The 7,722-nt window shown below is 65.8% G+C and carries 8 protein-coding genes and 1 pseudogene; 6 read left to right on the plus strand and 3 right to left on the minus strand.

Features of this window, described 5'->3' with window-relative positions; genetic code table 11:
- Positions 1 to 61: 61 nt before the first annotated feature.
- A complete protein-coding gene (locus ACWEKM_RS45090) occupies positions 62 to 508 on the minus strand; it encodes a transposase (RefSeq protein ID WP_451627123.1) in 447 nt (148 codons plus the stop codon).
- On the opposite strand from ACWEKM_RS45090, the pseudogene ACWEKM_RS45095 reads away from it, so the two are divergent.
- A pseudogene (locus ACWEKM_RS45095) lies at positions 455 to 724 on the plus strand (response regulator); the annotation flags it as partial. The gene ACWEKM_RS45090 and the pseudogene ACWEKM_RS45095 overlap by 54 nt on opposite strands.
- 43 nt (positions 725 to 767) lie before the next feature.
- Here ACWEKM_RS45095 and ACWEKM_RS45100 read toward each other — a convergent pair.
- On the minus strand, positions 768 to 1,082 hold the full coding sequence (locus tag ACWEKM_RS45100) for an aldehyde dehydrogenase family protein (RefSeq protein ID WP_451627124.1): 315 nt from the start codon (positions 1,080 to 1,082) through the stop codon (positions 768 to 770).
- 132 nt (positions 1,083 to 1,214) lie between these two features.
- On the opposite strand from ACWEKM_RS45100, the gene ACWEKM_RS45105 reads away from it, so the two are divergent.
- The 5 genes from ACWEKM_RS45105 to ACWEKM_RS45125 all read left to right on the plus strand — a co-directional run bounded on the left by ACWEKM_RS45105 (position 1,215) and on the right by ACWEKM_RS45125 (position 6,364).
- Positions 1,215 to 1,787: a hypothetical protein gene (locus ACWEKM_RS45105; protein WP_451627118.1), complete on the plus strand. Its 573-nt coding sequence runs from the start codon at positions 1,215 to 1,217 to the stop codon at positions 1,785 to 1,787.
- The gene (locus tag ACWEKM_RS45110; protein ID WP_451627119.1) at positions 1,778 to 2,317 is read left to right on the plus strand and encodes a hypothetical protein; all 540 of its coding nucleotides are present in this window, start codon (positions 1,778 to 1,780) and stop codon (positions 2,315 to 2,317) included. The genes ACWEKM_RS45105 and ACWEKM_RS45110 overlap by 10 nt, the downstream gene beginning before the upstream one ends.
- Positions 2,318 to 2,845: 528 nt before the next feature.
- Positions 2,846 to 5,251, plus strand: a complete 2,406-nt coding sequence (locus ACWEKM_RS45115) for a glycoside hydrolase domain-containing protein (protein ID WP_451627120.1) — start codon at positions 2,846 to 2,848, stop codon at positions 5,249 to 5,251.
- A gap of 11 nt (positions 5,252 to 5,262) precedes the next feature.
- Complete coding sequence (locus tag ACWEKM_RS45120) at positions 5,263 to 5,718, plus strand: hypothetical protein (protein ID WP_451627121.1); 456 nt, start codon at positions 5,263 to 5,265, stop codon at positions 5,716 to 5,718.
- Complete coding sequence (locus ACWEKM_RS45125; protein WP_451627122.1) at positions 5,696 to 6,364, plus strand: hypothetical protein; 669 nt, start codon at positions 5,696 to 5,698, stop codon at positions 6,362 to 6,364. The genes ACWEKM_RS45120 and ACWEKM_RS45125 overlap by 23 nt, the downstream gene beginning before the upstream one ends.
- 329 nt (positions 6,365 to 6,693) lie before the next feature.
- Here ACWEKM_RS45125 and ACWEKM_RS45130 read toward each other — a convergent pair whose 3' ends face one another.
- Complete coding sequence (locus tag ACWEKM_RS45130; RefSeq protein ID WP_451627125.1) at positions 6,694 to 7,524, minus strand: transposase family protein; 831 nt, start codon at positions 7,522 to 7,524, stop codon at positions 6,694 to 6,696.
- Positions 7,525 to 7,722: the final 198 nt, after the last annotated feature.

A 7,722-nucleotide genomic window follows, 5' to 3' on the forward strand; every position in this document is an offset into this window, starting at 1 on the left:
GGGCCGGTGTAGGTCAGGACGGTGGGCGAGGGGGCCCTGACCCCGGGTGTTGGACACGGGGTTATGCGGCTTCGGGAAGTGTAGTTGAGGGTGCGAAGAGCGCGTTCTCGTAGGCGATCGGGGAGCGTTGTCCGAGGCGGGAGTGACGGCGTCGGGTGTTGTAGCGGCTGGCCCAGTGGAACGCCGCGAGCCGCGCGTGGCGAGCGGTGGGCCACGCCTTCGCGCCCTTCAGGGTTTCCCTCTTCATAGACGCGTTCCAGCTTTCCGCGGCGGCGTTGTCCGCGCTGCTGCCCACGGCGCTCATGCTCCTGGTCACGCCCGCCTTGGCGCAGGCGTCGGCGAACGCGGCACTCGTATATTGCGAACCGTGATCGGTATACATGATGGCGCCGTTGAGGCTGCCGCGGGTCCGCTCGGCCGCCGCCAGGGCGTCGACGACGAGTTCGGCCCGCATGTGGTCGGCGATCGCCCAGCCCGCCAGGCGGCGTGCGCCGTCAGGGACACCCAGCCCGACCTCGACTGCCTCGCGGAGGCGCCGGACGGCCGGACGGCGATCGCGGAGGTGACCCGACTCTCTCCCGCCGTCGCCATCCTGGACCTCCGGATGCCGCGCCTGGAAGGGCTGCGCGCCGCCGAGGCGATCCTCGCCGCCCCGGCGAACGTCACCAAGGTGCTGCTCAGCATTTGCGACAGCGACGCGTACGTGCACCGCGCGCTGCGTGCGGGGGCCGGCGGATTCCTCCTCAAGAGCCTGCCCCCCGAGGAGCTCATCGCGGCTGTGAGGGTGGCCGCTGGCCGCGCGCGGGGACGTACTGATCGACCCGTGAAGACGGAGGGCACCGGGTCGAAGATCTCCTCCTGGGCGATTCGCACTCCGGCGCCACCCGGTCGAAGATCGTCGGCTCCACGAAGAAGCCCCGGTCGTACGCCTCCCCGCCGAGCCGGCCACCGCCGATCACAACCTCGGCGCCCTCCTCTCGGCCGATCCGCAGGTAGTCGAGGACCCGGGCCTGCTGGCGGGCGGGAGAGCGGACCGACAGCGGTGAAGTCGCGCCCCCATCTCGGTCAGCTGTGACATCGATGTCATGTTTCGGCCAATGATCGCCTCCATGGAGTCATTGCGTGAAGATCCCTTGAAAGCGGGATCATTCCTGGGCGACGCTGGGGCGCGTTCGTGTCCGATCGCCAACTCCGGTCACAGCAAGGAGACTTCCATGGGCCTGGCCATCCGTGCCTCGCTGGTCGCTGTTGCTCTCGTCGGGGCCGTCGCCGCGCCCGCGGGCGCGGCCTCGCAGGATCAACCACGTTCCGAAGCAAAGCCGTTGGCCGCGCAGTCCACCGCGGTGAGCGGGACGGGCGGTCTCAGTGTCGCCGCCAAAGCCGCGAGCGGGACCGAAGAGGTCCTGAAGGCCGACACCGCCGCCGCGGTCGCCGCCGCCAACGTGTGCGGATCGGGCTACACCGTCTCGGTGAGCGCCGCGCGGTACGGCACCTACGGCACCGCGTACACGTGGTGGAACGGCACCTACAGCGGTAGCAACACCCTGTACGACCGGCCCATCTGCGCCGTGTTCTTCAACGACACCGGCATCACGCACTACATGGGCGTCCGGCTCAAGGACAACTACACCGCCACCGCGGACACCGAGGACTTCGGCGCCTTCTCCCAGTACGCCGGTCCCGTCTACCAGAGCAAGGGTTACTGCGGCCAGGCGTACTCCTACATGGAGGACGCCACCGGCAAGGTCCTGGTCGACAACTACCTCAGCGTCGGAACATGCAACTGACGCACCTCCCGTCCCGCCCGCTCCGCCCCGGCCCGGCCACACCGTGGAAGGGCCGGGGCATGTCCGGCCTCGCCGTGCTGCTCCTGACGACCGGTTGCGGCGCCGGGGAGGACAACGCCCACCCCCCTGAGACGCCGACCGCGGTGGTCTCTCCGTCGGCGCGGCCGGACACGCAGTCCGCCGTCGCCACCTCCGGGGAACCGGCGGAGGACGCCGAGCCGACGCCCTCCTTCTCGCAGGACGGCGCCACCAAGGTGCTCCTCTACGGCAACCTGAAGGTGTCCGCCACCCCGGAGGCCGACGGCGTGCGGACCACGGTCACCGTGCGCAACGACACCGAGGGCAGCGCCAATTACTACATCGAGATCAGCGTCGGGAACGGCGTCGACTGGGTAGCCTCGAACACCTACCGCCTGACCGATGTGCCTGCCCATGGCAGCGACAGCCAGACCAGCACTATTGGCGGCGTCCATCTCGGGCCCATTCCGCAGCACCCGAAGATTTACGTCAACCGGATGGAGCAGTACTGAATCGGGACGCGGCGTCTACCGGCCCGAGGAGGCGGTGTCAAGAAAGATTCACCATAGCCGCGTCGTCCTGCTCGACTGCACGCTGATCCGCACCCGGCGCCGCACCGGTGGGCACAACCGCTGCAACTACAGCGGCTAATTCAAGGCCCATGGGCTGCACTTCCTTCTGCTCACCGACGAGAGCGGTCGGCCGCTTACTGTGGATTTCCGAGGCCTGTTCGGGGTGTGACATTTGGCTGAGCCCGGATCCACCGGCTTGATTCCGGGTGATCGTTTCGGCTTTGGACTTTGCCGTGCTCTGGGTGCCGACTCCCTCCACAACAAGTGGACGCCGGTACTCGACCCGCTGACCCTCGCTTCGGCACCCTCCATAGGACTCGGCACGGGCCTGATCGCCGGCCTGTACCCGTCCTGGCGATCCAGTCGCATCCAGCCCGTCGAAGTACTGCGGCGCTGAAGCCACTTCACCACCCGGAGTCCGACCCGATCACAGCGTCGTTCCGGCGCCCGCACCGAAAGGAACACAGCATGGCGGATGAAAAGGTTCTCGAAGCCCAGAAGTGGGTCAACTCGACCTACGGCAGCGTCTCCGGCTACGAAAAGTGCCCAGAAAACGGTCAGACCGGCTGGTCCACGATGTATGCGCTCACGATGGGGCTCCAGAAGGAACTCGGCATCAGCCCCGTGGTGGCCAACTTCGGTGACGGGACCGTAGCCAAACTCGCTGCACTCGGTGAACTCAGCAGCGGGTGGGCAAAGAACGAGAACATCGTAAAGATCATCCGGTACGGGCTCTTCTGCAAGGGCTATACCGGCGGCTACTACGACACCGGCTACTATGACCCTGACATCGAGCTTGCGGTCAAGAAGATGCAGGGAGACATGGGCCTGTCCCAGTCCGGCACTCTTCAAGCCAAGGTGTTCAAGGCGCTCCTGAACATGGACGCCTATGTGCTCACCGCAGGCGGTTCAGAGGAAGTCCGGTCCATTCAGCAGTGGCTCAATGGACGGTACTGGACGAAGAAGACCGTCGACATCGGCCCGGCCGACGGTCACTACTCCCGCAACGTCCAGCAGAACCTGATGAAGGCTATTCAGCTAGAGATCGGCATCGCCGAGACGGATGCTACCGGCAACTTCGGCCCCGGAACGCAGGCGGGACTCAAGTCCAAGGCCATCGTCTCCGAGGGCTCTTCCGGCATCTTCGTCCAGCTGTTCTCCGCAGCATGTGTCTTCAACCAGCCGATCGTCACCGTCAACGCGGATGGTGACACCGTGCAGACCAACACCGTCTTCAAAACGACGTTCGACAGCAACCTGACCACGTTCGTCACCATATTCCAGCGGTTCGCCGAGCTCGCGGCCAATGGCCAAGGCGACTACGCGACGTGGGCCCAGCTCCTGGTGTCGATGGGCGACCCGGACAGACCTGTCACGGCGTCCGACACTGCCTACACCATCACCGCGTCACGTGCCGCGAAAATGTACAGCGATGGCTATCTATACGTCGGCAGGTACCTGAACGAGGCATCAGCCGGCGGCGGATCGAAGATGCTCGAGGAAGGTGAACTCGCCAACATCTTCGACGGCGGCCTGCGCGTGTTCCCGATCTTCCAGGACAACGGCAGAACGCTGGACGAGTACTACTGGGGCAACGGCTACGCCCACGCACAGAAGGCCCACAACCAGGCCGTGCACTTCGGGTTCAACCGAGGCACCATCATCTACTTCGCTGTCGACTACGACGCCACAGACGCAGACATGCCCCAGATCCTCGAGTACTTCCGGGGCGTCGCGTCCGGCCTCGGCAGCATGGGCAAACGATACGTGCACGGCGTCTACGGCTCCCGACACGTCTGCGCCGAAGTCACCAAGGAGACCTATGCCCGGTACTCGTTCGTCTCCGGCATGTCCTGGGGCTTCTCCGGCAACCTCGGCTACCCCCTGCCAGCGAACTGGTCGTTCAACCAGATCAAGGAGTACCAGGTCACCAACGGAACGGACACGTTCTGGCTGGACCGAGACGCGCACCGCATCGGCTCCGACCCCGCGCAAAGCAGCGTCAACAGGCCGTCGTCGCCGGCGGACAAGTTCGTCAACTACGTCCAGTCCATTTATGACTTGGCCGAGGCGTACGGCAAGGGCAATCCGAACCAGCTCGTCATGGAGTACCTCCGCAGCGACGCCTACAACGACGCTCAGTGGGGGACGATGATCGGGAAGGCGGACGCCGGCTTTGTCACATATGCGAACAACCACAACATGAGCATCTGGTCGGAGTTCAAGGACCCCTTCACCGCCCAGGATCTCGGCGTGGAGCACCTGATGGCCACGGCGAACGGCCAGTTCGTCAAGCCCAACCCCACAGGAGACATCAGCCTCGGCGACGTCGCCGGCTGGGGCGGCGACCTGATGACTCTGTACGGCGAGTGGCGCCGTGACCACGACTCCTACGCCTCCGGCTCCACCTACATCAACGAGAAGATGGGCAAGATCGGGGTCGTGTCCACCTTCGGTTTCAGCGACCTGGTCGAGGACGCCGACGGGTACCTCATTGCCCAGGCGGTGCGTGGCGGGAAAACCATTGTCGAAGCGGTCCGGGACCACTATCAGGGCAGCGGAGGTCTCACCCGGTTCCGGGACTACGTCAACCAGCGGTTCGGCGGCACCATCAGTGAGGCCGCTGCCCAGGCGAAGAAGATCCTCACCGACGAGCCCACCAGCACGGACGGCGCGATCCTGGTAGGCGGGCGCATCACCCTCATTCAGAAGTTCGGCGGTGTCCCCACGCTCATGCCCCACCTGCTCCCGGCTGACGAGCTGAACGCCTGGTGCAATGCCTTCGGCGACAACCTCGTGCAGCATGCCTCCACAGAGACACTGCGGCGGGCCCAGTACCGAGCCAATCAGCAGAAGCTTCTCAGTGGGAAGTAGCGTCAGCAGTCATGTCACTCTTCGCGCTATTCGGCCCGCCCGTCATCACTCTCCTGCTGTTCATCGTCGGCGTGTTTCCGTACGCGCTGTGGGTCAGCCGGAGAAAGCCCTCACGGGCAGCCCGGCTGGCGGCCATCAGCACCTCGGTAGCACTTGCTGCCTACGGGGCCGGCACCTACTACGGCCTCGCTTACACCAACCCACTCGACCTCTGCGCAACAAAGACCGCCAGCGGCTCCTATATGGACAGCGGACGGGACTACAGCCTGACCTCAGCAGAGGTCCACGGCTTCCCCCCGTCCATCACTTGCCACTGGAGCAGCGGTTACAGCACCAACGACATGTCGTTCTGGACTACCCCCCTGCTCTGCGGAGGTCTGGCCTGCGCCGCCGTCTGCTTCACCTTGATACTCATCCATCGTTCCAAGCACAGAAGGGCGTCTCATGACCACAATCTTGACGCGTAGGCGGGCTATCAGCCTCGGCCTGGGAACTGGCGCGGCGATAGCGCTCACCTCCTCCATCCCCGCGCAGGCAGCTTCGGCTAGCGTCAAGGAGCGCACTTGGAGCAAGCCCAAGTCACAAAACGACTGGCCCATCCTCGATAGCGCGCCGAAGCACCGAGTCGAAGGCGCCAACGTCGAGGTATCTCTGGCGAAGGGCGATGTCGCGACAGTCCTGCTGTACGTCGCCCGCCGGTACGCTTACGAAATCGACATGCTCAGAGCCGGCGATCTCAAGGGATACACGAACCGCACCCAGGTCGCCGCGGCCTTCGAGTCGAACTACCTGTCCGGCACGGCCCTAGCGATCCGTCCCCTGTACTACCCCCTCGGCGCAGACGTGAAGAACACGGGCATGGGTGAGGCTGACCGGACCGTCGTGGCAGACATCCTTGCCGACTGCGAGGGCGTCGTCGCGTGGGGCGGCGAGCTCAAGCCCGTGAAGCAGTCACACTTCGAGATTGCCGTCCGTCCCGGAGATCCTCGTCTGAAGGCTCTCGCCGACCGAATCCTCGACTGGCACGAGACGCCTGGACGGGGGGCCGGGGCCATCGACGCCTTTGAACCGGCACGGATCAGGCGCTCCAAGAAGGCCGCGAAGACCAGGTAGCCGCGCGGCTTCCGTGCTACAAAGCGGGGCTATGTGGCACGGAAGCGGAGGGTCGACAGTCGCTTCAGAGAGGCGTATGAGACCAGTGCCGGTGTTCCCTGAACCGCCTTGGGTTCGGTAGAGATCTCAGGTTGTGGTGGTGACCTGGAGTTTGGTGAGTTCGGTGTAGTAGTTGGCTTCGTATTCGACGGGCGGGATGTGGCCTATCTCGCCGTGGAGCCGTCGGTGAGCAGTGTGCATCGTGAAGTTGCAGGTCACGGGTCTGGTGTGCGTGGGGTTCTCGATACTCGTGCCGGTCGCGGGTGGATGACTTCGGTGGAGATCGTCGGTCAGCGGGAGACTTCGCGGTTCGTCAGGACCAGCAGGGTCCTGACCAGGGATGTTGCCCACTTCGGGTCGGTGCGGACCTTGCCGAGTACCCGCCAGTTCTTGAGATGGGCGAAGCCGTGCTCGACCGGCACCCGGACGGCGGCGAGCGCCTTGTTGGACAGTTTCTGTCCTCGGGTCAGCGGCCGGTTGCGGGCGGCCTTGTAGCCGGTGATCACCGCCGGGTCGGTGTCCGGGCCGCTGTCGTCGAGGCCGACGAAGCCAAGGTCGGCGATGGCGCCGAGTCCGGCCGCCCGCAGTTTCGCGGTGAGCTGGTCGTGACGGCAGGCGGTGATCTCCGAGGATCGTCCGGGGCGGGCCGCCGAGACCCACAGCAGGCGGCCCCGGTCGTCGGTGAGCGCGATCACCAGCAGGCCATGGCACTTGTGCTTGCCGGAGTAGTTCTTCCGGTTCGCCGTGCCGGTGCGCCGCCGGGTCCGTATCAGGGTGCCGTCGAGCAGGACCACCCCGCCACCCGTTCGGGTGATCTTCTTGAGTGCGTGGTCCAGGCGCGGGGCGCGGGCGGCGAGCAGGCCGACGGCTTCGCGTACCCACCGGGTGACGGTGGTGCGGTGCACTCCGTTGCCGCCGGCGAGGTCGCCGGGGCGCTGGTCACAGCGCAGCACCGCCAGCACGATGCCGGCGATCTTCCCCGCGGACAGGGCCCGCCACCGCGAGCCGATCTTCTTCAAGTGGTCGCGTATCAGGGTGGCGAGGTAGTTCAGGGTGGCGCTCGACAGCGGCAGGCGGGCGGTGTAGACAAGGCCGTCAGGGCCCTCGGCGGGGCCCCGCAGGTTACGCCCGACTCCCTGTTCCGGTGTGGCTACTGGCGAGCGGTGAACCGTCCGTCGGGCCGTTTGTGCAGCCAGCCACGATCGGCGAGCTTGGTCATCTTCGCCCGCAGCGGTTCGAGCTTCCCGCGCACCGCCGCCTCAAGTCCCAACTCCTCGCCCACCGTCCTGACCTGCACCGGCCCGTCCGCAGCCCGCACG

The sequence above is a fragment of the Streptomyces sp. NPDC004752 genome, from assembly GCF_053601275.1.